Below are 24,264 nucleotides of genomic sequence, written 5' to 3'. Positions count from 1 at the left end.
TTAATCGAGGTGCCCAACTCATTGCTGACAATTAGTGGGTGTTTAAAAACAAGTGATAACCAGGATTATCCTGCTCGCAAACAAATGGATATTTCAGCTCATTTAAATAAACTTCAAACGCATCCTTCTGCACCGCTGGCACTTGCACGCCAACCAACACACGCCCATACGCATCGCTGTGGTTTCGATAATGGAATAAACTGATATTCCACTCCTCGCTCATTCGACTTAAAAAGTTCAACAAAGCACCCGGACGTTCCGGAAACTCAAACCGATACAGGGTTTCGTTTTGTAAACCTTCGGCCTTGCCACCAATCATGTGACGCAGGTGAAGTTTGGCCATTTCATTTTCTGACATGTCTTCAACCTGGTAGCCTTTTTCTCGCAAACTATCAATTAGCTGTTGCTGCTCGGCGCGCCCGCCTTCGGTACGTACCCCTACAAACACAATGGCTTGTTTCGAGTCGGCATAACGATAGTTAAATTCGGTAATCGCTCGACGTGCGCCAAGGTCTTCACAGAACTGTTTGAAACTGCCGGGTTGTTCTTTAATTTTTACCGCAAAAATGGCTTCGCGTTTTTCACCAAACTCGGTGCGCTCGGCAATGTGATGCAAACGATCAAAGTTCATGTTCGCGCCGCTTACAATCGCCGCCATTTCTAATCCGGCGACTTCACGTTGCGCGACAAACTTTTTTAAACCGGCTACCGCTAAAGCGCCAGCGGGTTCGGCAATCGCGCGGGTATCTTCAAATACGTCTTTAATCGCGGCACAAATTTCATCGGTGCTGACGGTAATCATTTCGTCCACACAGGTTTTAGCGATTCGGAATGGAATCTCACCCACTTGCGCCACCGCCACGCCATCGGCAAACAAACCCACTTGCTTTAAAATCACACGCTCGTTGGCCTTTAATGCTTCGGTCATGCAAGCCGAATCTTCGGGCTCAACGCCCACCACTCGCGTAGTTGGCCAAACCTGCTTCAATACGGCCGAAATACCCGCAATTAAGCCGCCACCGCCCACACAAACAAACACCACATCTAAAGGTTTGGGATGCTGACGTAACATTTCCAACGCCACCGTACCTTGGCCGGCGATGACGTCTTCATCATCATACGGATGAATAAAGGTGTAGTGATGTTCACGCATTAACTGATTAGCATGCACTGAGGCTTGATCAAACGCATCACCGTGTAATACCACTTCGGCACCTAAACGTTTCACCGCGTTTACTTTGATCGGAGGTGTGGTTAGGGGCATGACAATCGTGGCTTTTATGCCCATTTTTTTGGCCGCTAACGCCACACCCTGGGCGTGATTGCCAGCCGAAGCCGCGATTACACCGGCTTGTTTTTGTTCGTCGCTGAGCCTTACCATGCAGGCATAAGCGCCGCGCAGTTTGAATGAAAACACCGGCTGTAAATCTTCACGTTTTAACCAAACTTTGTTTTGCATACGCTGCGACAACAACGGTGCCATTTCGAGCGGGGTTTCGTCAGCTACATCGTAAACCGGCACGGTTAATACGCGTTTTAAAACTTGTTCGGGCATGGGGTTCCCCTTTGTGATAATGCAGGCATTATACCAAGGCGCAATCCTATTAGAGGAAATTCGCAACCAGGCCTGGTGGTTGGCCACACAACACATCTCAATGATTTCTCAATACTCTAGTTTGGCAGCCTGTCTAGAATAAACCCATTTATTCAACCACACTATTTTCAAGGAAATGCCATGCAAACACGTTTACTTACGTTAGCTGTTTTGAGCGCTTTATCTCACTCAGCGATGGCGGAAAACCAATTGTTACCGATCCAAGTGCATGCCCACATCGAAACCGAAACCAGTCAAAGTGGCGAACAATTGTTAAAAACGTCCGGCAATAGCGAAACCGGTGCGGTTTTTCGACAAATTTCAGGGGTTGAGGCGTCACGCCTTGGCGGACATGGTTTGGATTTGGTGATTCGTGGACAATCGCAATCACAGGTTAATATTTTAATTGATGGTGGCAAAGTGGAAGGCGGCTGCCCAAGCCGAATGGACCCGCCCACTTCTTATGTTGAATTATCCAGTTTTGACAAAATAACCGTCATTAAAGGCATACAGTCATTGCAATATGGGGTGGGTGGCACAGGTGGCACGGTTTTGCTTGAACGTGAAAAACCCAAATTTGAAGCAGATAAACCCTACCAAGGTGAAGTCTATGCCGCGACCAACTCAAAGGGTTTAACTCAAGATATCGGCGCCAAAGTTTCCGCTGGCGGAAAGCAAGGTTACCTTGTCCTTCAGGGCGCACAAAAAAAGGCCGACAACTATAAAGACGGTAATGGCGATGAAGTTCGTTCAAGCTACGAAACTACCCAAGGCCATATCGACTTAGGCTGGACACCGTCCGATCATCACCATGTCAAACTCTCACACGAAATTTCCAATACAAAAGATGCCTTATATCAAGGTGCCGGAATGGATGCCCCCAAAGCGGATGCGGTTATGTCTCGCCTAAGTTATAAAGGTCAAAACTTGGGCGGCCCGATTAACGCGGTCGATATTCAACTTTATCACTCTGAAGTTGAACATGTTATGGACAACTACTCACTTAGAACCTTGACGGCTAATTCTCAAACCGTCGCGCCTAGCGATACCCTTGCCTCGGGCGCGAAACTTAAACTATCGAGCGACATTCAGCAAACTAAGCTGGAATATGGCCTACTCCTACAAACCGTAGAAAAACGTGCCACTCAAGAAAACGCGAGCACAGGCGCGGTGCCCTTTTTAATGTGGCCGGATGTGCGCACACAACAAAACAGTCTATTTGCGGAAGCCAATACAAGCTTGTCAGCCAACCAAAACTTGATTTACGGGGTTCGGGTTGACCAGGTGAATGCGAAAGCTCATGATGCGACAAGCTCTCCTGCTATGCCTGCAAATACACCAACAACCATCTATACCGCCGTCTATAAAGACTACTCTGGCGCAACCAACGTTGAAGAAACCAACTGGAATGGCTTGATTCGTTATGAACAAGATCTTTCTAATAACATGCGTTGGTTTGCGGGATTAAGCCATACCAAGCGCAGTGCCGATGAAACTGAACGTTTCTTTGCCACCCGGAGTAACCGAACCGGTAATCCTGATCTAAAACCTGAACAACACAACCAATTAGATTTAGGGCTTTCGCAAACCACCACCAATCTGAATTGGAACCTATCCGCTTATTATGATCTCGTAAATGATTATATTTTAAGTGATTTTGCAAAAAATCAATCAACCAGCACAAATTCATTAGCTGTTGGAATGCCACCTAATCCAGACCTGTTTGGAACCAATGGGGTGTTCGTCAATATAGATGCTGAAATCCTCGGCGCGGAGTTTGATTTTGATTATAAATTTAACCAGGCCTGGTTGTTGAGTGGTGCCCTCGCCTATACTCAAGGCCGAAACCTGACCGACAAACGTAATTTAACCAATATGGCACCGCTTAACGGCCACTTAAAACTTCAATATGGTAGCGCCGATTGGTATGTCGGTTCACGTGTAAACTTTGCAACCGAACACAATTCTGTTAATACGGAGTTTAACGAACAACCCACCAATAGTTGGCAAAACCTTGATGTGTTTGCGGGTTATCAGTTAAATAAAAGCGTCATGCTTCAAGCTGGCATAGATAATTTGACAGATGAAGCTTATGTTACCCACGTCAACCGCACTTACAACGATGGCCTAACAAACGAACTGGTTAAAGTCATGGAACCCGGTCGTAATATTTGGGCACGTTTGCACGCGCGATTCTAGTAAAATAGAACCCAGTGTTTTTTGATTTGCGCCGCGGATTCGGTGCATTACTGGAGTGGAAAAATGAAACAATCGAAACTAAACCGTGCTTTTTTAATATTGCTGTTGGCTTTTGGCGTATTTTTAGCCGGCAGTTATGCGTTAATTTATACGATTAAGCCTGACAATACACATAGCCGTGCCAATCAGGTTCCGATGGCGGCGCCAACCGGTGGCGACTTTCGCCTAACTTCGGCGAATGGCGATGTGGCTTTATCCGATTTTAAAGGCCAAGTCGTGTTTGTGTATTTTGGTTATACCTTTTGCCCCGATATTTGCCCCACCAATTTGGCGCAAGTATCGTTGGCTTATCGCCAACTGTCAGATGAGCAAAAACAAACTTTGCAGATTTTGTTCATCTCGGTTGATCCTGAGCGCGATACGCCTGAGCGTTTGCAAGAATACGTCAACTACTTTGATGCAGACATGATTGGTTTGACAGGGTCAAAACCACAAATTGACGAGATTGGCCAACGTTATGGTGTGGTTTACCAAAAAGTTGAAGGCGATAAACAAAACTACGCGGTGGATCATTCAGCCTTTACTTATGTCATCGCTCCGAATGGTGAACTTAAAGAACAGCTACCCCACGCCAGCGATCCTCAACAATTTATTGATGCTCTTAACCGCTATTCACTTTAATGGAGATTATGATGTTTAAACGCCCTACTTTATTGGCCATTGGCCTGCTCAGCAGTTTAATCGGCTTAAATGCGATCGCAAACCAAGCCGCTAATTTAGAAATTGAAAACCCGTTTGTGCGTGAAATGCCGCCTACTGCTCCGGCTACCGGTGCATTTATGACGCTAATTAACCGTTCAGACCAAGACATTGCGATTGTCAGCGCGCAATCAGATGCGGCTAAAAAGGTCGAGTTACATACGCATATCCACGATAACGGTGTCATGCGTATGCGTGAAATCCCAGAAATTGTCGTACCATCAATGGGGCAAGCTGAACTCAAGCCTGGCGGTTTACATATTATGTTAATCAACCCCACCCGTGCTTTAAATGAGGGCGACGAGGTTCGTATTCTGGTGACTTTAAAAGATGGTTCTGAACAAGAAATTATTGCGCCAGTGCGTAAAATCATGGGCATGGGTCAACATCGTGACGCTGGCCACGGCATGAAACACCACCAGCACTAACTACCTAATCAGGCTTGATCTTTATATATTCGAACTATGTTTAATCAAGCAGGCCAACTATATAGTTTCAAGCCGCATCACCTCATAAGCTGGCTCTTCGTAAGGATGAGCTAACTTCAGGGCGAGTATGACTTTCTGAAGACATTCGGCATCTACCAAGGTTTCAACTCGGTATTCGGCCACTCGCTCTAGTTGATTTAGTTCGCCAATATAAGGCTGACTGCCCTTTAAAGGTCTAAACTGACCCTCACCTTTAGTTTGCCAGGCACATTGGTCGTAATCACCTTGACGGCCCGCTCCGGCTTCAAATACGGCCGACTTTACAACTTCGAGCCCTGACTCCGGTACAAAAAAGATTAACTTAAACATAAAAACCTGCCTTTTAGCGTTGAAATTTCACTAAAATAACCCTCGTCATTTAATCAAAGGTATCCTATGAAGTTAACGAGTATGAAAAAACTACTGATTACGTATTTTGTAATCCTATTACTGGGTGTCGCCTCTTATACCACTGGAGTGGTTTATTATGCCAATATTGCCGGTTTTATTGGCGCGGTTGGTTTAATGCTGGTGTTCTTTAAAGACCGCCCTGAATATGAGACCGGTTCGACCCAGGCTTTAGCTGAGAAAAAAATGCGTCGTTTATGGTATATCACCTTTGGCACTGGCATCTTATTCAGCTTAATCTTTGGCAGTTTGTGGAACCACCAAATGGGTGGCATGATTTAACCCGTATTTTTGAGGTTTAAATCATGGCCATAAAAAAGCCCCGAATGATAAGTTACGCTTGAGTCGCAAACTTTCATTCGGGGCTTTTTTTATCCAACCACCAGGCCTAGCACTAGTGTCCGGAATAATTTTGTAAGCCCATAATTCATTATCATTGCGAGTCCTTATAACAGTGAGAGTTGTTGTTTTTCATACAATTCTCGCTGTTTTTTTCGCCTATAGTAGTCACTTATTTGGTTCGACCTCTCGAACAAGCTATGTGTGAGCCGCATCGGTTCAATTTGTTGGTGTGCCATCTGCTCGATTTTGATGAGCAGATGGGCACCTCGATTAACCCAGAATAAATTCTGGGTTAATCGGTTTGGTATTGAGTAACTAAGGAATTAAATGTGGTGCGAATGGGTTTTAAAAATTGCGCGAATCGAGTAGAGTTAAACACAGCCGTCGTCTCCTTTTTGAAGTCTTTCTTTTGTCGGAAATACCTCTATCCTAGGAACAACGGCTTTTTTGTCAACCCCTCATAATTTTACTCCGGACACCAGTGCCAGGCCTGGTGCTTTAGGTTTATTATGAAAGTTCTTTAGGAATGGTCAACAAACATATTATCGGTATCGACCAAAATAATCACGTTATCTTGATAGTGTGCGATCCCTTGTATATAGCCGGAAGCTCCTTCACGTGTGGCGGCCATCAAATCTACTCTCGACTCGGGAATATCTTTTACTTCCTGAACCTTATCAACCATTAAACCAACCGCTCGATCTTCGTCCAATTCAACAATAATAATACGAGAGAAATCATCAGGCTGTTTTGAGGGCAAACCATACACACTCCGGGTATCCACAACTGTGACAATCACACCTCGCACGTTAATCACACCAATTACATTTCGAGACGAACCCGGTACTTTACGAATCACACCCACTCGCAAGACTTCACGAATTTTTTTAACATTAATCCCGTAGTTTTCACTATCCAATCTAAACAATACACAACGTATGGTGGGGCTAATATAATCCTCATCATCTAGATCGGCTCCATCCGAAAACAACCCGGTATTTTGATACTGGCGCTCGCCTGTTTGTACCGTCATAACTTAATGCCCCTCTTATTGAAAACGTTCCACCAGGCCTGGTAGATCCAGAATAAGTGAAATACTACCATTGCCTGTAATGGTCGCCCCAGCATAACCACTAACTTTATGCAGCATTAAACCTAAAGGTTTAATCACCACTTCTTCCTGACCATTTACCTGGTCAACCACCAAGCCCACACGCTGGTTACCAATCGCGACTATAACGACCTTATCACCCTTATAGTTTTCCTTGTCGACCTCAGGCGCCAACCAATCAGATAAGAAAAATAGCGGGATACTTTGCTCACGCAAACGCACCATTTTCTGGCCGTCAATATTGTTGGTTTTGTCAGAATTGTAATCAAATATTTCTTGCACACTGGTTAACGGAATTGCATAGCTATCCTCACCAAACGACACCATTAAGGTTGGTAAAATAGCCAAGGTAAGTGGCACGCGAATTCGGATCTGCGTGCCTTGCCCCATTACCGAATCAATATCAATACTGCCGTTGAGTTTTGTGATCATGTTTTTGACCACATCCATGCCCACACCACGCCCCGAAATATCGGTGACTTTTTCCGCCATCGAAAAACCGGCCGCCATAATTAACATAAAGGCTTGTTTATCATCCAGCTGTTTAGACGTCGCCTCGTCCATCACGCCTTTTTCAACGGCTTTGCGTCGAAGTAAGTTAGCATCCATGCCCTTCCCATCGTCCGTAATGGACAACAGAATATGGTCACCTTCCTGCTCAGCTCCCAATACAATTTTGCCAACCTTTGGTTTGCCGGAGGCCAGACGATCTTCTGGCATTTCAATCCCGTGATCCACTGAGTTACGAACCAAATGAACCAGCGGATCGGCTAAAGCTTCAACCAAATTTTTGTCGAGATCGGTTTCCTCACCCTTTAACTCAAGCTCAATGTCTTTACCCAATTTGCGCGCTAAATCACGTACCACACGAGGAAAGCGTCCAAACACCTTCTTAACTGGCTGCATACGCGTTTTCATCACCGATGACTGTAAATCCGTGGTGACATGGTCTAAGTTAGCCACGGCATTCGAAATTTCTTCAGCACTCGCTTCCGACGAACGCAAGGTGAGCAGGCGGTTACGCACCAGTACCAACTCCCCCACCAAGTTCATAATTTCATCGAGACGTCGCGTATCAACACGCACGGTTGAATCGCCTGAGGCTTTCGCTTTTTCGGCGGGTTCTTCTTTTTGGGTATTGACTGGTTTGGCGGCCGCAGGCTTGGCTTTAGGTTTAGCGACTTCGACTGGCTTTTTGGGCGCCGGTTTAGTTTCGGCTTTAGATGACGCAGGTTGGCTGGTAATTTGTTCACGTTGCGCTAGTAACGCGTCAAACTCTTCATCCGTCATATCACCATCTGGATCGACACCTTCGGGCAAGGTTAAGCTGGGCTCAGACTGCTGAGCTGATTTTGACTCTGGAGAAGCCGTCGTCAGTTGCTCACGCTGGGCTAGTAACGCGTCAAACTCTTCATCCGTCATATCACCATCTGGATCTACGCCTTCTGGCAGCGTTAAATTAGGTTCAGCCGAGCTGCTACTAGATGATCCATCGGAGGTTTTTTGGGCGCGTTGAGCTAAAAGAGCATCAAACTCTTCATCCGTCATGTCACCATCCGGATCTACACCTTCAGGCAAACTCAGTTCGACGCCAACCGGTTCCGTTGATTGTGTAGTCGCCGCAACTTCTGGCTCGACCTTAACAGAAGCGGGCTTATAGATCGCATCCAACTCCTCTAACAACTCAGGCTCAGTCTCTTCGATATCACGCTCACCATCATTCAGCAAGCCAATGATTTGACTCACTTTATCAAAAGTCCTAAGGATAACATCAGCCGCATCTGCATCATAAGCGACTTCATGGTTACGAATTTTATCGAAGACATTTTCAGCGCGGTGGCAAATTTCAATAAGAGGGACGACACCTAAAAATCCTGCGCCGCCTTTAATAGTATGAAACCCCCTAAAAATAGCATTTAGAAGGTCTGTATCATCCGGGGAATTTTCTAGATCAACCAACTGTTCATTAAGCTGGTCTAAGAGTTCGGTGGCTTCAACTAAAAAGTCTTGTAAAATTTCTTCATCCACGGCTTGGTCCTCATAAAAGCTAAATCTAGCTCAAAATTATCTTGCTAAGAACATAGCAATGATTGTGCCATTAAATTCAAAAAATGGGTTTTAACCCAAGGAAAATAAAGGCTTAAAAACCTAACTGGCCAAGCAAATCATCGACATCGTCTTGAGAAGACAAGTTATCTTTTTGACTGGATTTAGTGACATTCGGGCCTATCCCTTTTAGTTCATTTTCTCGTTTTGAGGATTCACTACGTTCAGGAACAGAAGATAAATCATGACCGGATCGCGAAATTAAATCGAGTAGGCTGTGTTCAAAAGCACCCATCACAACCATAATGCGATTCAAAACCTGACCGGTTAAGTCTTGGAAAGATTGTGCCATCATAATATTTGTCACTTGGCTTGATGCATCATCAAGTAAAGGCTTAACAGCCTGCAATTGATCAGAAGATAATTCCGCCATGAATTCATTAACTTGATCAAGACGTTCAGCTAAAGTCTCGGCCGCACTCAAGGTTTTAGCACTGGCCTCTTCAGTGGAGGTCATAACATACTCTAGGCGCTCGGAAACATCCGGTAAGTCATGTTTTACTTGCTGCAACAACTCAGTATCATCAATTTCTTTTAGCGTATCATGCAGGTTGCGCGTTATCTTGCCCAGTTCTTGATAAAGTTCATGCTCACGTAACTGGGTTAATTTATCAAGCTGTGCACCTGCGGCAATCAAGTCACCAGCCTCTAAATCAGATAATAATGTTTGTACGTCAGAAATACTAATTTGGGTTAATAACGACACCTTGCACCTCGAAATATGAATTAATAAGCCTGGACATTATTACCTAGGTAAATAAAACCTGTCAATACAGCGTATTTTAATAGAAAGGAAGGGTTGGATATAAAAAAAGAGCTTACCGAAATAAGCTCTTCTCTTGATGATTACTCTGCAGCTTGGGCTCGTTTAGCCACATTTTCAAATATTTTTTCAATCTTTGCATTTAGCGTCGCGGCCGTGAAGGGTTTAACAATATAGCCATCCACCCCTGCTTGAGCCGCTTCTAAAATTTGACTGCGTTTCGCTTCTGCTGTGATCAGCAGAAAAGGCGTCTCTTTTAACTTTTCATCGGCACGTACATTTTTTAACAACTGCAAACCGGTCATTTGAGGCATGTTCCAGTCACTCACAATAAAGTCATACTTGCCTGTTTGCACCATCGGCCAAGCGGTTGAACCGTCATCCGCTTCATCGAAATGACTAAAGCCCAGTTCTTTTAACAGGTTTTTAACAATTCGACGCATAGTAGAAAAATCGTCCACCACTAAAATTTTCATATCTCTATTGATTTGCATTTCGATTTCCTGAATCTATTTTTTGTTATTTTAGCACGCTAAATCCAGTCTGATAACCTGGATCGCAATCGTTTTATGGCTTGAGTGTGAATTTGGCTCACCCGTGATTCACTAACTTCCAATACTTGACCGATTTCTTTTAAATTAAGCTCTTCATCATAATAAAGCGCCATCACCAAACGCTCTTTTTCTGGCAGTTGCTCAATCGCTTGCGTTAAGCCTTGTTTAAATCCCGAATCGGCCAGATCAGCAAGTGGGGACTTTGTGTGGCTATCAAGCTGATCTTCTGATAAGTCTTCATGATCCGGTTCATCAATTGAAAGCAGTTGGGCGCTACTGGTATCAAGCAGTATTTGATGATATTCACTAAGCGTAACACCTAACTCCTCAGCCACTTCACTATCGTGAGCTTCGCGACCCAATCTAGCTTCAACACTCGCCATCGCGCCACTCACTTCGCGTGACTTTCGATGCACCGAGCGTGGTGTCCAGTCACCTTTACGAATCTCATCCAGCATCGCACCTCGAATTCGTATGCCCGCATAGGTTTCAAAACTCGCGCCTTGGGTAACATTGTATTTTTGCAGCGCTTCCATTAAACCAATCACACCGGATTGGATTAAATCGTCTACAAATACACTATTGGGTAAACGGCCTTTCAGATGATAGGCAATTTTTTTAACTAAGGGCAAATATTGCTCAACACCCCCTAAAGGACTGTCTTGAGTCGACTGCACCTGGTTATATAAACTGGCTCCGTTCATCTGATTTGACTCCGTCAATGACTATTGCGTTTAAACAAACTTTCTACAAAAAACTGCAAATAACCCGTCGCATCACTTGGTACTGGCCAAGTTTGTAACTTTTTAGCCATGTCTCGAAAGGCTTTAGCTGACGGACTCATCGGTTGATTTAATGTTACCGGCACTTGCTTTTGCACCGCGTCTCGTAACGCTTGATCAAAAGGCACTGTACCAAAATAATCTATATGCACCTGCAAAAACTGCTCACAAACGCGCGAAAACTTTTCATATAGACGCTGGCTATGAGCGGGCGAGCGGCTCATATTGGCCACTAAGCGAAAGCGGGTAACTTGATAGTCGCGGCTTAATACTTTTATAAGTGCATATGCGTCCGTTATCGAAGCTGGTTCATCACAAACCACCACAATAACTTCTTGGGCTGCTCGACAATAACTCACTACACTATCGGCTATACCCGCTGCCGTATCAACAATCAAGACATCTAATTCATCTGATAATTCTGCAAAAGCATTAATAATGCCAGCATTCTCTAAAGCGCTTAATTGTGCCATGCGTTTTACCCCGGAAGCCGCCGGAATAATCCGAATACCACCCGGTCCATCAACAATGACTTCTCGCAAAGTTTTTTGACCATCAAGAACATGAGACAAGTTGTACTTGGTCTGCAAACCCAGCATGATATCGACATTGGCAAGACTCATATCTGCATCCATTAGCAACACTCGGCCACCCAGTTTGCTGAGCGAAATAGCCAAGTTAACCGATAAATTAGTTTTACCAACCCCGCCTTTTCCACTCGCAACTGTGATAACACGTACGGGCTTTTGAGTTGTTTTTTGTTGCGCTAGATTTGCACGCGATGTTTGTGGCGAACGCCGCATTGCACGCAGGCCAGCGGCTTGATCATTGTGCATTTGACATCTCCTTGCCCATGCCGATTCGGTACAATAAATCATCATGGGTATTGCTCACTTGCTGGCCTAAAACAATCGCACGATCAATTAACTCGCTGGCCGTCATTTTTTGTAAATCTTCTGGCACTCGCTGACCAATCGAAACATAGGCCATTGGCAATTCAGTTTCAATCAATACACTAATCACATTGCCCAACTGTAAGGCTTCATCTACTTTTGTCAAAATACAGCCTTTTAGGACAACCTGACCAAAAGAATTAACGATGTCCCGCATCACATTTAATTGCGTGGCGGCCGATAAAACCAGATAGTTTCTGACCGAACCAGCTCCTGCATGACCTGATGTAAGTTGTTGAGACAACTGTAAATCACGTTGACTCATGCCCGCCGTATCAATTAACACCAAGCGCTTCATATTTAATGACGACAATAATGCGTAGAGTTCGCCCTGAGTATTGGCAACATAAACCGGTACACCAATCAATTCAGCAAAGGTGCGCAACTGCTCCTGCGCACCAATTTTATAACAATCGGTTGTAATCAACGCCAATTGGTTCGCGCCATAACGCATTACGAAACGACTGGCTATTTTTGCGATGGTAGTGGTTTTTCCCACTCCCGTCGGCCCAACCAGGGCAACAATGCCACCGCCATCGATAATATCTCGCTCATGCTTAGGAATTAAGCTTTCAATATCTTGTAACAAAAAGGACCAGGCCTGCTCTTCGTCTTGCTGCACGTCTTGAACCAGTTGCTGACTCAGCTCCCAACTTAAACCCAACCCCATCAAACGCTTTAACAAACTGACCTTATTCGGCTGAGCGATTTCAGATTGCCCCCAAGCCAATCCAGATAACTGTTGTTCGAGTAAGTTACGTACGGCTTGTAACTCTTGTGACATTTTATCAAGCTCTGAGCCCTGCATACTTGGCATCGCAGGAGGCGCTGAAAAATGCTGATCTAACGGCGCTTGGTAAGTAGCATGAACTTGTTCGCGCTGGTGTTTTTGGTGGTGTTCAATCGCTTCCGGGTCAATTGCCGCCACAACCTCGACACCTTCTGGCAAGCTGCGCGTAGACAGAATCACCGCTTCGAGACCCTGATCTTCACGAACCTTGGTCATAGCCTGCCGCATTGTTGGCGCCACATAACGCTTAATTTTCACTAAGAAACTCCTGATTCATCTCAACCATTCCCAACGTTTGCTACCACACTGATTTGCCGATTTTCCGGTACTTCTGAATAAGCTAAAATATGTAAATTCGGCAAACTAAACTTAAATAAACGCGCCAATTGAGCACGAATCTGAGGCGCCACCAATAACACCGGAGCCTGCCCATCCATTTCGACTTTTTGTGACTCTTCTTTTAACGTACCATGCAAACGCTCCGCCAAGCCTGGCTCAATAGCCAACTGACCATCCGGCGCACCCTGCGTAGCCTGTAATAACAATTGTTCTAACGAAGGCTCAAGCGTAATCACCTTAAGCTCCGTATTCATGCCGACAATATCTTGAATAATTGAACGACCCAGCGCAGCGCGAACATGCATTATGAGCTGACTTGAATCGCGCGTTTGACCGACTTTTTCAGAAATAGCCTCAACAATCGTGCGCATGTCACGAATAGACACCTTCTCTTCCAACAAGCTTTGTAGCACTTTCACCAGTACCGCTAGCGATAACTGGTCTGGAATCAACTCATCGACCAATTTGGGCGAGGTCGCTTTTAACTTATCTAACAGTTGCTGAGTTTCATCAAAACCTAATAACTCAAACGCATAATCCTGAATAACCTGACTAACATGGGTAGCTACAACCGTACTGGAATCAACAACCGTGTAACCTAGTGCTTGTGCCTGATCACGATCCGCCGGGTCGATCCAAACCGCTTCCAAGCCAAAGGTTGGGTCTTGGGTAGGTGTACCGGCTATCTCGCCATATACATTACCGGGATTAATCGCCATTTCTCGATCTGGCATCACCTCACCTTCACCTGAAGGCACGCCCATCAACATGATTCTATACTGGTTAGGTTTTAAGTCCAAGTTGTCACGGATATGCACGGGGGAAACTAAAAAACCTAGGTCTTGTGATACTTTACGCCGCACACCACGAATCCGCTCAAGCAATTGACCATTTTGAGATTGATCAACCATCGGAATGAGTCGATACCCCACCTCAAGGCCAAGCACATCAACACTTTGAACATCATCCCAATCTAACTCGGCCGGCTTCGACTCCTCTGCAAAGTCGGGTTCTATTAAACTTTGCTCGGCTGTGGTTTTTTTCTGTTGATTACGGTGAATCAGATATGCGCCAAAACCAGATAAAACGGCAAAAGATAAGAAAGCAAAATTAGGCATACCGGGAATCATGCCCATTGCCCCAACGATTCCGGCAGTGATACCTAAAGCTTTAGGACTAGAAAACATTTGCGACTCAAGCTGCTCACCCATGTCTTCTTTATCACCCGAAACTCGGGTCACAATAATCGCGGTGGCGGTCGATAAAAGTAAGGCCGGTATTTGAGCCACCAAACCATCGCCAATGGTTAATAAGGTATAAATTTCAACGGCTTCACCAAAACTTAGGCCATGTTGACCAACACCAATGGCAAAACCACCAATAATATTAATAATCAGAATAATAATGCCTGCGATCGCATCACCGCGCACAAACTTGCTGGCACCATCCATTGAACCGTAAAAGTCCGCCTCCATCGTGATTTCTTTACGACGTTCTTGCGCTTCTTCTTGCGTAATTAAACCCGCATTTAAATCGGCATCGATTGCCATCTGTTTACCCGGCATCGAATCCAATGTAAATCGAGCACTGACTTCGGCAACGCGTCCCGCCCCTTTAGTGACAACAACAAAGTTAATAATAACCAAGATCGCAAATACAATTAAACCCACCGCGTAGTTGCCACCAATGACAAATGCACCAAATGCCTCAATCACTTTACCGGCGGCATCCCCGCCGTTTTGGCCTTCCAGCAAAATTACACGCGTAGAGGCAATATTGAGTGATAAACGGAACAAGGTGGCAATCAAAATAACGGTCGGAAAAACAGCAAAATCCAGCACGCGCTTGGCATAAACTGTGACCATAAGCACAACCAATGAAATCACAATATTAAAGGTAAAGAAAATATCCAACAAAATCGGGGGCAATGGAATCGTAATCATACCCAGCAATGCTAGGATTAGTATTGGTGCCCCAAGCCCACTTTTTAGAGAATTCTTGGCTTGTTGAAAAATCTTTTGAATATCCATTATGTTCCGTTAGTTAGGACTCAGTTTTTAGATCATCAGGTATTTCAAGCCCGCTGACATCCAGTGGTTTTGTTCGTTTATTATCGCGCAAACCGAACACATAAGCCAATACAGCCGCCACCGCTTTGAACAAAGAGTCCGGTATAGGTTGATCAATCTCGGCATTATAGTACAAAGCACGCGCTAGTGGCGGCGCCTCTATAATAGGAATTTTATGCTCTTGCGCCAGAGTTCTAATTTGTGCCGCCATAAAATCGACTCCGGCGGCCAATACAATTGGAGCCCGCATCGAGTCTTGTTCGTATTTTAAAGCAATCGCGAAATGAGTTGGGTTGGTTATAATCACATCCGCCTCGGGCACTTTTTGCATCATGCGACGTTGCGACATTTCGCGTTGAATCTGACGAATTCGCCCTTTAACTTCTGGGTTACCTTCTTGTTGTTTATATTCTTCTTTAACTTCTTGCTTGGTCATTTTTAATTTGGTGGTGTGCTGCCAAACTTGAAAAGGCACATCCACTGCGGCTACCACAATCAAGGCTAAACTAACAAAAATAAAGGCTTCAATAATAATTTTGGCCGAATGCGCTAAAGCGACATGCAAAGCTTGACTGCCAATGCCAATAACCTCTGCATACACATGCCATAAAAAATATATCGCGACCGTTAACACCAGGGTAAATTTGGCTAAGGCTTTTAATAATTCCATTAAAGCCTGAGTCGACACCATGCGCTTAAGCCCTTTCAGCGGATTTAATTTGCTAAACTTAGGGGACATGGCTTGTGCGCTAAAGTTAAATCCTCCCAATAATGATGAGCCGATAATGGCGACAAACACCATCAAGATAAAGAACGGCATTAACATCATTAAAGACTCGGCCAACAAGCCCAATATTAAATCAAACATTTTCGCTGGATCAAATGCGTGGTCACGATCAAAACTTAAGCCATTCACCATAATCACTTGAAATGACTGAATCATACCGGCACCGAAAAAATACAAAAACAGCGATGCCGAGATTACCATTAAAAATGTGGTGAGTTCTTTTGACCGAGCTATTTGCCCTTTCTCACTCGCCTCTCGTAACTTTTTCTCGGAGGGTTCTTCGGTTTTTTCTTGGCCGCTGTCATTTTCTGCCATGTATTACACCTAAACTGGATTAAGTTGTAACATTTGAAACGCTTCCATGGCTCGTGTCATCAACTCTTGTAAGTGAGGCAAAACCATCGGTGTCGTGTAAATCATCATCACCAGGCCTGCTAACAAGGTAATCGGAAACCCTACGGCAAAAATATTTAAGGCTGGCGCGGCACGCGTAATCACACCAAATGAAATGTTAATTAAAAGCAACGCAGTAATCGCCGGTAAAGCCACCAACACCCCCGCTGAAAACATATAACCACCAAACTCATACACCAATTTAAAGCTCTCAGTCGTTAACATCTGAGTGCCAACGGGCAAATAGTGGAAGCTATCCACTACCGCATAAATTACCATTAAGTGACCATTTAAAGCTAAAAAAAGTAGGGTCACAACAATTGTAAAATACTGGGAAACAACTGGGGCTTGAACCCCACTGGCAGGATCAACCATGGATGCAAACGCCAAGCCCATCCCCATTGCGATCATATGACCGGCTATAACAAAGGCTTGAAACACAACCAAGAAAATCACGCCCATCGCCAGCCCGATTAATATCTGCTGCACAATATACATTAACCCAGTCCAACTAAACGGATCCACCGGAGGAGGCAAGGTCAACATTGGCGCAACAGCAACGGTAATTAACAGGGTAAGGATAAGACGAGATCGTACAGGAACTGAACGCATTCCAAACAGGGGGATGATCGACAACATAGCGCCGATACGAACAAAAGGCCAAAAGTACAAGCCTATCAATTGAAGGAGTTCTTGATAGGAGAAAGACATGATTAACCGATCAGTGCAGGAATGTTCATATACAGCTCGGTTGTGTAGGAGATCAAGGTGGTTAACATCCAAGGTCCTGCAATCATCAGAGCCAGAACAACGACCGCTAACTTAGGTATAAAACTCAGTGTCATCTCGTTGATTTGAGTGGCGGCCTGAAACATACCAATCAACAAGCCGACCAACAAAGCCGGAATTAAAAGTGGCGCGGCTAACATCACGACCACTTCTAGCATTTTCTGCCCGAGTGTTAATACGGTTTCTGGCTGCATCTAACCTCCCCCGACCACGACAAAACTATTCGCCAGTGTGCCAACTACTAATGCCCAGCCATCAATCAAAACAAACAACATCAACTTAAAGGGTAAGGATATAATCATCGGCGATAACATCATCATGCCCATCGACATCAATAAACTCGCAATCACTAAATCAATAATCAAAAACGGGATAAAAATCATAAAGCCAATTTGAAATGCGGTTTTAAGTTCACTCGTCATAAAAGCCGGCACCAACACCCTAAGCGGCACTTCTTCTGGTGAGATCAAACTAATACCGGCCATCTCGGCAAACATGCCTAAATCTGACTCACGTGTTTGCTCAATCATAAACTGATGCATCGGTATAACCGCCAAATCAACCGCCTGCCTAAAATCCATTTGCTCTTCTAAATAAGGACTGACTGCCGTGTTGTAAATCCGATCCAGAACGGGTGACATAATAAATAACGTTAAAAATAACGCCAAGCCGATCAAAACTTGACCGGATGGCGTTTGCATTGTGCCCAAAGCCTGTCGCAATAAAGCTAGCACAATAATAATACGTAAAAAAGAGGTGGTGGCAATTAATGCCGCTGGCAACAGGGTTAAGCCTGTCATTAGCAGCAAAATTTGCAACGTTAAGCTGTAATCTTGATTACCTTGCGCATCAGTTTCGACCGTAAATGCAGGAATACCAGGCATGGCCTGGGCAAGAATGGGAGAACAAGATAATAATAAGAAGAGAAAGAATTTAACTATTTTCACCAGTGTGTCTTTGCTTTAGTGCATCTTGAAAACGTTGCGCAAAAGAGGGTTTCAAGGGAGCGACTAACTCCGGATCTTGAACATCTATTGGTTCGTCAAGTGTATGCAAGGTCGTAATTCGACTTGAGGTAACACCAACCAACAGCTGCTGGCGACCAACTTGCAGTAGCATGATACGTTCTTTTTGGCCGACCGACAACATACCTAACACACGAAGCTGACCATCCGCGACCGCTGAAAAACGGCCATATCGACGCACCAACCAAGCACCTACGAATATGATCGCCAGCACTAAAAGCAAAGAAACCATAATCTGCCCCAAGTAATCACCAGGCCTGATTAAAGACCCTCCCACTTGCGAACTCGGTGTATCTTCTGCGAAAACCGCCCCGCTCAGGGTAACCAACCCCATCATACAAGTTGTTAATAACCGTTTAAAGCTTATCATTTAAGCTTCTTAATCCGTTCTTGTGGGCTGATTACATCGGTTAAACGTACCCCAAATTTATCATTCACCACTACAACTTCACCGTGCGCAATTAAGGTGCCGTTTACCAATAAATCTAAAGGCTCACCGGCCAACCTATCCATCTCAACGACCGAGCCTTGAGTATAAGATAATAAATTTCGGATAGATACTTTAGCACGCCCAATTTCAAGCTGTAACGTCACCGGAATATCTAAAACAACGTCCAAATCAACCTTGTTTTTTGAGTTACCACGCTCCGCACTTAAAGCTTCAAAAGCGGCCGCATCCATCGCCCCCGCTTTTGTCGCTTTCGCACCTTCAGCCGCTTCGACTTTCGACTGTTCACTCAGCGCGTCTCCCCAAGGGTCATCATCTGAGCCTATGTCATCCGCCGCGCCTTCCGATTCAGCCTGTTCGTTTAAAGCGTCACCCCATGCATCCAATTCTTCTTGATCACTCATTGTACCAGTCCTTCACATTATCGATCATTCGCTCATGATAAGCAGGATGATGTAAAATTTCTTCAATTTTTATGGCTTTTTTGGCGTTGCTGATGCCGACTTTACCATGCGCCAACGCAATCCCTTCAGCCCGCAACGTGACAGATTTTGGCATGTCAATCGGGATAATATCTCCCGTTTCCATATTTAAAATATCGCTCATATCCATCGCCACTTCCGCTAATACCGCATTGATTGTTATCTCAATATTTTTCGACTCTTCTCTCAAGGTTTTCGACCAGCGGTTATCGGACTCACCTTGAAGGTTTTGCATACCTTCTTCAAGCTTGTCACGAACGGGCTCTAACATCGCATATGGCATAACGATGTCAACGCGCCCCTCTACCCCTTCAAAACGCACATTAATAGGACTCACTACAATCATATCAGTGGCATCTACAATACCAGCGAACTTAGGGTTCATTTCAGAATGCATATATTCAATCTCGACATCCATTACTGGAGCCCAAGCTTTGCGCATGTTTTCAGTCGAGATATCTAAGATACTGCGGATCATACTCATTTCAACCGGGGTATATTCACGGCCTTCAATTTTGAAAGGCAACAACCCAGTACCACCAAAATAGATATCAACGGCGGTAAAAATGAGCTTCGAATCCAGTGTAAATAAGGAGATACCATTCAGTGGGTTAATGCGATAAATATTAAGACTGGTCGGCACAAACAAATTACGCAGGTAATCAATCATTTTAATGATTTTAACTTCACCGGCCGTCACTTCAACGCTGGCTAAAATCATCTCATTAAAATGACGTTGAAACCCTCTCGCGAAGCGTTCATTAATAATATCCAATGCGGGAAGCCGTCCACGTATAATGCGCTCTTGGTTGGTAAAGTCATAGACTTTAGCCGAGCCATCACTCGCCTCATCATTTTCAGTTTCAACATCACCGTCGCCCATACCGCGAAGGAGTGCATCAACCTCATCTTGGCTTAGGATATCATCCATTTAATAATCCTTACTGCATCACGAATCGTGTCAAAAACACATTTTGCACATATTCTGGATTCAGACCATTATCTTGTGCCGCCGCCCGACCAATTTCTAAAATACGCTGACGCAAGACCTCTTGACCATCATCTTGACTCAATTCAGTATGCGTTTGGTTACGCAACAACATCTGCAGATCATTTTGCAGAATTGGGCGAATATGCTCCATATCTTCAATTAACTCAGGGTAGCGAGACATAAATTTCAAGTCAACCGCCAAAAAACGTGCCCTTCCTTCACCTTTAAAATTCACGACAAACTTCATTTCATAATAAGATGGGGGTGTGCCCGCTGGCGGTGCTGGATACTCTTTATAAGGTGAAACCGATTCAGCAACGACCTCGTCACCTGACGCGCCACTAGCACCAGAGTTAAGCAGCATCATCGCCATTACACCCATGCCAATTATCAGCAATAAAACCACCACAACGAGTGCTATGATTAAGCCTTTGCCACTTTTCTTTTCTGGTTGGACTTCTTCTTCCGCCATGCTTGTTTTTCCTAGTTATGATTTAATTGAAAATTGTAACACCGAAAATCATCGGATGTTTCGTAATTCGGCACCCGTGCTACCCAAAACCTGCGCATCACTCAATGAGCGGATTCGAGCAATTGCCTCCTGGTTTAACACCACGATCGTGATTCGGCGATTCCGCGGGTTATAAGGATTTTCTTTGTCAAACAGAACGGTATCGGAAAGCCCAACTACCTGCACAATCTTGTCTGCCGCCACGCCACCTTGTAAAATTAAACGTCTTGCGGCATTAGCACGATCGGCTGACAACTCCCAGTTAGTGTATTGAGCGTTTGCGCCATAACTTGACGAGTCGGTATGACCCGCCACACTAATTTTGCTTGAACTTTTGGCCAGCACACCGCCCAACTCTCTAATAATCGTTTGTGCATAAGCTCTTGGTGCATCAACCCCCGCATCAAACATGGGACGACGGCGGTCATCAATTACCTGAACCTGCAATCCATTCGGTGTGATATCAAGTTTAAGCTGTTCCTTAAACTCTTGTAATACTGGCGAAGCTTCAATACGTTGCTCCAACTCCTGCTTAAGCTGTTGCATTTCTTGTTGTTCTTGCTTAAGCTGGGCCTCATCAATTTCATCCAATTTATCACCGCGCGGTGCATCTGTATGCCCCCCCATATCAATCACCGAATCCGTCGCTTGTCCCGCTCGCTCAGATTGGATTAGAATTTCAGGGGAAGCTTCAATTACAGTAGGATCACGAAAATACTCGGCCATGGATTTAAGTTCTGAATCGCTGGTTCCACCTAAAATCCACAACATCAGAAAGAAGGCCATCGCCGCGGTCATAAAATCGGCAAACGCGACTTTCCAAGCGCCACCATGTCGAACATGGGGGCACTTATTAACTCGTTTGATAATTATGGACTGTTCATCACTCATGTTATTTTGTCACTGACCGTTATTTTTGAGTTTGCAAGTACTCATCTACCTCATTAAAGGACGGGCGTAACTTACCCGGAATCGACTTACGCCCAAACTCAATCGCAATCTGAGGTGCATAACCATTCAAATTAGCCATTAAACAGGTTTTAATCGTCGTAAAAAACGCGCTGGATTCGTGTGCACGATTTCCCATATCGGAAGCGATGGGCCCTACAAAACCGTAAGCCGCAATAATCCCCAAAAAGGTTCCCACTAGGGCAACTGACATATGGTGGGCAATTTCCATGGGACCGGCATCCAAGTAACTCATGGTTACGATAATACCCAATACCGCCGCCACAATACCAAAGCCAGGCAAGGCCTCGGCTACCTTGCCGACCGCCTCTGAAGGTGCCATGGCTTCGTGATGGTGAACGTCTAGTTCGAGAATCATCAAATCTTCTAATTGGTAAGGGTTGCTGGCACCGCTAATCATTAAGCGCAGATAGTCGCAAACAAAATCGACCACATGATGGTCTTTTGCGATTTTAGGGTAGGCATTAAAAATCTCACTTTCATGTGGCTCTTCAACATCCGCTTCAATCGCCATTAAACCTTCACGGCGAGCTTTATTAAAAATACGAAACATCAAACCCAGCAAGTCCATATAAAGTTGTTTATTAAAACTGGATGGCTTGGCTAACGATAAGGCACCAGCAAAACCACCTTTAATAATCCAGCCGGGGTTGCCAATGACATAAGCACCGAAAGCACAGCCAAAAATAATAAGAAATTCAAGTGGTTGAAACAGAATTGCCGCACTCCCATGCGGCAAATACCCACCAAAAAAACATCCTAAAACGATAAGTGTTCCGACAATCGCCTTCACTGTATATTTACCCTTTTAATAAAACGATTAGGTTCAGACGCTCATCCCACACAACAAAACCAGGCACCAGGCCTGGTTGTTGTTTTGTTACTAGCGTTTAATAACATGGGTCAAAGCGTCTTGAGCTGACTTTAACTGATTCAAGCTGGTTGCAATATCGTGTAAAAATTCACTAACTTTACTGGCTTGTGTTTGTGTGTTCTCAACACGTTCTTGTCCATGCTCCATCACTTGAACGGCATTACGAGCTCGCTGCTGCAATTCTTCTATGATAGTTTGGATTTCGGTTGTGGCTTGCTGGGTTTTACCGGCCAGTATTCTAACCTCGTCCGCCACAACGGCAAAGCCTCGACCGTGTTCACCCGCTCGAGCCGCTTCAATTGCCGCGTTCAGAGCCAGCAAGTTGGTTTGTTCAGCAATATCACGAATCAAAACCAAAACCGTGCCAATGTTACTACTATCGGACTCAAGTTGTTTAATCACCTCGGTCGCACGTGTGACTTCCTCAGTCAAACCACTCACTTCTGTAATCACGTTTTCTGCGGAAGACATACCCGCCGCTGAACCGTGACTCATGCGCTCTACGGCTTGCTCTACCTGCTCCGAAAGCTCAAATAACTCACTCACATCAAAGCCGGTTTCTGCCGCAGCGCGTGCTTCTTCTGTCTCTTGCTGGGCACCTGCTAAAGCCGAGTTTAGACTGTTCACCTGTTGCTGTAAGCCTTCAACTTCAGACTGATAGCTCGCCACTTCTTTCGAACGTTGATCTAACTTTTCCTGTGCTTGTTCAAGCAACTGGTTTAAGGCCTTCAGCAACTTAGGGTTTGTGTTTGGTGTCTTTAAGACTTGATCAAAACGATCATCGTAGCTAAACTGATTTAACTCGTCAACTAATTCAGACTGCTCACATACGCCCGCCTTATTACACCACAATAAGTAGATTAATGCACTAACGATTACAGCGGTTACGCCCACTGCGACCGCAACAAAACCAATCATCGAACCCGTTGTCACTTCAGTATTAGCCATACTGATTGCAGGCAAACTCAGCCCTCCTAAAAACAGTCCTTTGCTAACGGCTTTCATTCTTCTACTCCTAAGCATAAAAATCGATCATATTATCTGTTTGTTTTGTAGACGATGGCGTATCTTTACCATCGTCTTCTGAGGTATTCAGTGCCTCTGCTTTTACCTTGTCTGACGCCGCGTTTTGACTTTGATTTCCTTGTTCAAAAACTTCTTCATCTTCCACCTTAACCTCATCAAAACGAATACCGGCTTGTTCCAACATCTCTTTTAACCTTGGTATCGCGGCGTCTAACGCTTCACGCGTAGCACCATGCTGAGCCGTCATGGATACCGTCACCATTTGATCTCGATCCAGCTGCAATCTTAATTGAATGGGTCCCAACTTATCCGGATTTAGGCTAATCTGTGCCTGTTGCATCTGTTGATTCGCCATAAACACAATGCGTTTACCAACCGACTGAGCCCATTGCGGATGGCGTAACGGGTAAGCTATCGAAGCCAAGGCTGGGGCATTCGATTTACGCTCCGCTCCCGCTGGCTGAGCGGCTAACAATTCAAGCTCGCCTTCGCCATCCGCAGTTTTGTATTTAATATCCGATGCTTTTAAGGTTTGTTGTTGCTGTTGAGCCAATTGATCTCGTAGAGTCAAGTTCATCGCCTGCTGCTGCAGGTTAGATTGACTCAGTTGCTGCTGAAAGCTTTGCACTGGCGCTTGCACTTCCTGCAAAGGTTTGGAAGATAATTCGCTCACCGGGTTTTGCGTTTGTGCTTGGCCAGCCACGCCATTGGCATTGGCATTGGCATTGGCATT

Annotated in this window: 27 protein-coding genes; 5 read left to right on the top strand and 22 right to left on the bottom strand. The window is 44.9% G+C overall.

What is annotated here, in order from left to right; translation table 11 throughout:
- Positions 1-31: 31 nt before the first annotated feature.
- The gene (gene ilvA / locus IBX48_RS05985) at positions 32-1,555 is read right to left on the bottom strand and encodes a threonine ammonia-lyase, biosynthetic (protein WP_296831819.1); all 1,524 of its coding nucleotides are present in this window, start codon (positions 1,553-1,555) and stop codon (positions 32-34) included.
- A 13-nt stretch (positions 1,556-1,568) separates the two neighbouring features.
- On the opposite strand from ilvA, the gene IBX48_RS05980 reads away from it, so the two are divergent.
- The 4 genes from IBX48_RS05980 (at position 1,569) to IBX48_RS05965 (ending at position 4,980) form a co-directional block, all read left to right on the top strand.
- On the top strand, positions 1,569-1,697 hold the full coding sequence (locus IBX48_RS05980) for a hypothetical protein (RefSeq protein ID WP_296831817.1): 129 nt from the start codon (positions 1,569-1,571) through the stop codon (positions 1,695-1,697).
- Positions 1,698-1,735: 38 nt separating this feature from the next.
- Positions 1,736-3,793: a TonB-dependent receptor gene (locus IBX48_RS05975; protein WP_296831815.1), complete on the top strand. Its 2,058-nt coding sequence runs from the start codon at positions 1,736-1,738 to the stop codon at positions 3,791-3,793.
- Positions 3,794-3,856: 63 nt separating this feature from the next.
- A complete protein-coding gene (locus tag IBX48_RS05970) occupies positions 3,857-4,474 on the top strand; it encodes an SCO family protein (RefSeq protein ID WP_296831813.1) in 618 nt (205 codons plus the stop codon).
- A gap of 8 nt (positions 4,475-4,482) precedes the next feature.
- Positions 4,483-4,980: a copper chaperone PCu(A)C gene (locus IBX48_RS05965; protein WP_296831811.1), complete on the top strand. Its 498-nt coding sequence runs from the start codon at positions 4,483-4,485 to the stop codon at positions 4,978-4,980.
- Between the two features lie 57 nt (positions 4,981-5,037).
- Here IBX48_RS05965 and IBX48_RS05960 read toward each other — a convergent pair whose 3' ends face one another.
- Positions 5,038-5,349 carry an NGG1p interacting factor NIF3 gene (locus IBX48_RS05960; RefSeq protein ID WP_296831809.1) on the bottom strand — a complete coding sequence of 104 codons (312 nt, stop codon included), beginning with the start codon at positions 5,347-5,349 and terminating at the stop codon, positions 5,038-5,040.
- A gap of 66 nt (positions 5,350-5,415) precedes the next feature.
- Between IBX48_RS05960 and IBX48_RS05955 the strand changes: the two genes are divergently transcribed.
- Positions 5,416-5,709 (top strand): hypothetical protein, encoded by a 294-nt coding sequence (locus tag IBX48_RS05955; RefSeq protein ID WP_296831807.1) that lies wholly within the window; start codon positions 5,416-5,418, stop codon positions 5,707-5,709.
- A 580-nt stretch (positions 5,710-6,289) separates the two neighbouring features.
- Here IBX48_RS05955 and IBX48_RS05950 read toward each other — a convergent pair.
- The 20 genes from IBX48_RS05950 to IBX48_RS05855 all read right to left on the bottom strand — a co-directional run.
- Entirely contained in the window at positions 6,290-6,802 is a 513-nt protein-coding gene (locus IBX48_RS05950; RefSeq protein ID WP_296831805.1) for a chemotaxis protein CheW, read from the bottom strand.
- A gap of 15 nt (positions 6,803-6,817) precedes the next feature.
- Positions 6,818-8,908: a chemotaxis protein CheA gene (locus IBX48_RS05945; RefSeq protein WP_296831804.1), complete on the bottom strand. Its 2,091-nt coding sequence runs from the start codon at positions 8,906-8,908 to the stop codon at positions 6,818-6,820.
- Positions 8,909-9,020: 112 nt separating this feature from the next.
- Positions 9,021-9,692 carry a protein phosphatase CheZ gene (locus IBX48_RS05940; RefSeq protein ID WP_296831802.1) on the bottom strand — a complete coding sequence of 224 codons (672 nt, stop codon included), beginning with the start codon at positions 9,690-9,692 and terminating at the stop codon, positions 9,021-9,023.
- A 140-nt stretch (positions 9,693-9,832) separates the two neighbouring features.
- Positions 9,833-10,237: a chemotaxis response regulator CheY gene (locus IBX48_RS05935; protein WP_296831821.1), complete on the bottom strand. Its 405-nt coding sequence runs from the start codon at positions 10,235-10,237 to the stop codon at positions 9,833-9,835.
- A gap of 44 nt (positions 10,238-10,281) precedes the next feature.
- Positions 10,282-11,007, bottom strand: a complete 726-nt coding sequence (locus IBX48_RS05930) for an RNA polymerase sigma factor FliA (RefSeq protein WP_296831800.1) — start codon at positions 11,005-11,007, stop codon at positions 10,282-10,284.
- 14 nt (positions 11,008-11,021) lie between these two features.
- Positions 11,022-11,921 (bottom strand): MinD/ParA family protein, encoded by a 900-nt coding sequence (locus IBX48_RS05925; protein WP_296831798.1) that lies wholly within the window; start codon positions 11,919-11,921, stop codon positions 11,022-11,024.
- Entirely contained in the window at positions 11,911-13,086 is a 1,176-nt protein-coding gene (gene flhF, locus IBX48_RS05920; RefSeq protein WP_296831797.1) for a flagellar biosynthesis protein FlhF, read from the bottom strand. Before flhF ends, IBX48_RS05925 begins: the two co-directional genes overlap by 11 nt.
- Before the next feature lie 20 nt (positions 13,087-13,106).
- A complete protein-coding gene (gene flhA / locus IBX48_RS05915) occupies positions 13,107-15,197 on the bottom strand; it encodes a flagellar biosynthesis protein FlhA (protein ID WP_296831795.1) in 2,091 nt (696 codons plus the stop codon).
- 13 nt (positions 15,198-15,210) lie between these two features.
- Positions 15,211-16,338, bottom strand: coding sequence for a flagellar biosynthesis protein FlhB (gene flhB / locus IBX48_RS05910; protein WP_296831793.1), 1,128 nt, complete (start codon positions 16,336-16,338; stop codon positions 15,211-15,213).
- 9 nt (positions 16,339-16,347) lie between these two features.
- Positions 16,348-17,127 (bottom strand): flagellar biosynthetic protein FliR, encoded by a 780-nt coding sequence (fliR, locus tag IBX48_RS05905; RefSeq protein WP_296831791.1) that lies wholly within the window; start codon positions 17,125-17,127, stop codon positions 16,348-16,350.
- 2 nt (positions 17,128-17,129) lie between these two features.
- The gene (fliQ, locus tag IBX48_RS05900; RefSeq protein ID WP_296831789.1) at positions 17,130-17,399 is read right to left on the bottom strand and encodes a flagellar biosynthesis protein FliQ; all 270 of its coding nucleotides are present in this window, start codon (positions 17,397-17,399) and stop codon (positions 17,130-17,132) included.
- A complete protein-coding gene (gene fliP / locus IBX48_RS05895) occupies positions 17,400-18,089 on the bottom strand; it encodes a flagellar type III secretion system pore protein FliP (protein WP_296831787.1) in 690 nt (229 codons plus the stop codon).
- A gap of 49 nt (positions 18,090-18,138) precedes the next feature.
- Positions 18,139-18,600: a flagellar biosynthetic protein FliO gene (fliO, locus tag IBX48_RS05890; RefSeq protein ID WP_296831784.1), complete on the bottom strand. Its 462-nt coding sequence runs from the start codon at positions 18,598-18,600 to the stop codon at positions 18,139-18,141.
- Entirely contained in the window at positions 18,597-19,082 is a 486-nt protein-coding gene (gene fliN / locus IBX48_RS05885; RefSeq protein WP_296831782.1) for a flagellar motor switch protein FliN, read from the bottom strand. The genes fliO and fliN overlap by 4 nt, the downstream gene beginning before the upstream one ends.
- Entirely contained in the window at positions 19,075-20,091 is a 1,017-nt protein-coding gene (gene fliM, locus IBX48_RS05880) for a flagellar motor switch protein FliM (RefSeq protein WP_296831780.1), read from the bottom strand. Before fliM ends, fliN begins: the two co-directional genes overlap by 8 nt.
- 10 nt (positions 20,092-20,101) lie before the next feature.
- On the bottom strand, positions 20,102-20,623 hold the full coding sequence (locus tag IBX48_RS05875; protein WP_296831778.1) for a flagellar basal body-associated FliL family protein: 522 nt from the start codon (positions 20,621-20,623) through the stop codon (positions 20,102-20,104).
- A gap of 48 nt (positions 20,624-20,671) precedes the next feature.
- Complete coding sequence (motB, locus tag IBX48_RS05870) at positions 20,672-21,553, bottom strand: flagellar motor protein MotB (protein ID WP_296831776.1); 882 nt, start codon at positions 21,551-21,553, stop codon at positions 20,672-20,674.
- A gap of 19 nt (positions 21,554-21,572) precedes the next feature.
- Positions 21,573-22,424, bottom strand: a complete 852-nt coding sequence (gene motA / locus IBX48_RS05865; RefSeq protein ID WP_296831774.1) for a flagellar motor stator protein MotA — start codon at positions 22,422-22,424, stop codon at positions 21,573-21,575.
- Positions 22,425-22,514: 90 nt separating this feature from the next.
- Positions 22,515-23,510, bottom strand: a complete 996-nt coding sequence (locus tag IBX48_RS05860; protein WP_296831772.1) for a methyl-accepting chemotaxis protein — start codon at positions 23,508-23,510, stop codon at positions 22,515-22,517.
- A 10-nt stretch (positions 23,511-23,520) separates the two neighbouring features.
- Positions 23,521-24,264 (bottom strand): flagellar hook-length control protein FliK (locus tag IBX48_RS05855; protein ID WP_296831771.1); only part of this gene is annotated, 744 nt, incomplete at its 5' end.

It is taken from the genome of Thiomicrospira sp. (genome assembly GCF_014859555.1).
Lineage (GTDB): Bacteria > Pseudomonadota > Gammaproteobacteria > Thiomicrospirales > Thiomicrospiraceae > Thiomicrospira.
This window is presented reverse-complemented; position numbering and strand designations above follow the sequence as displayed.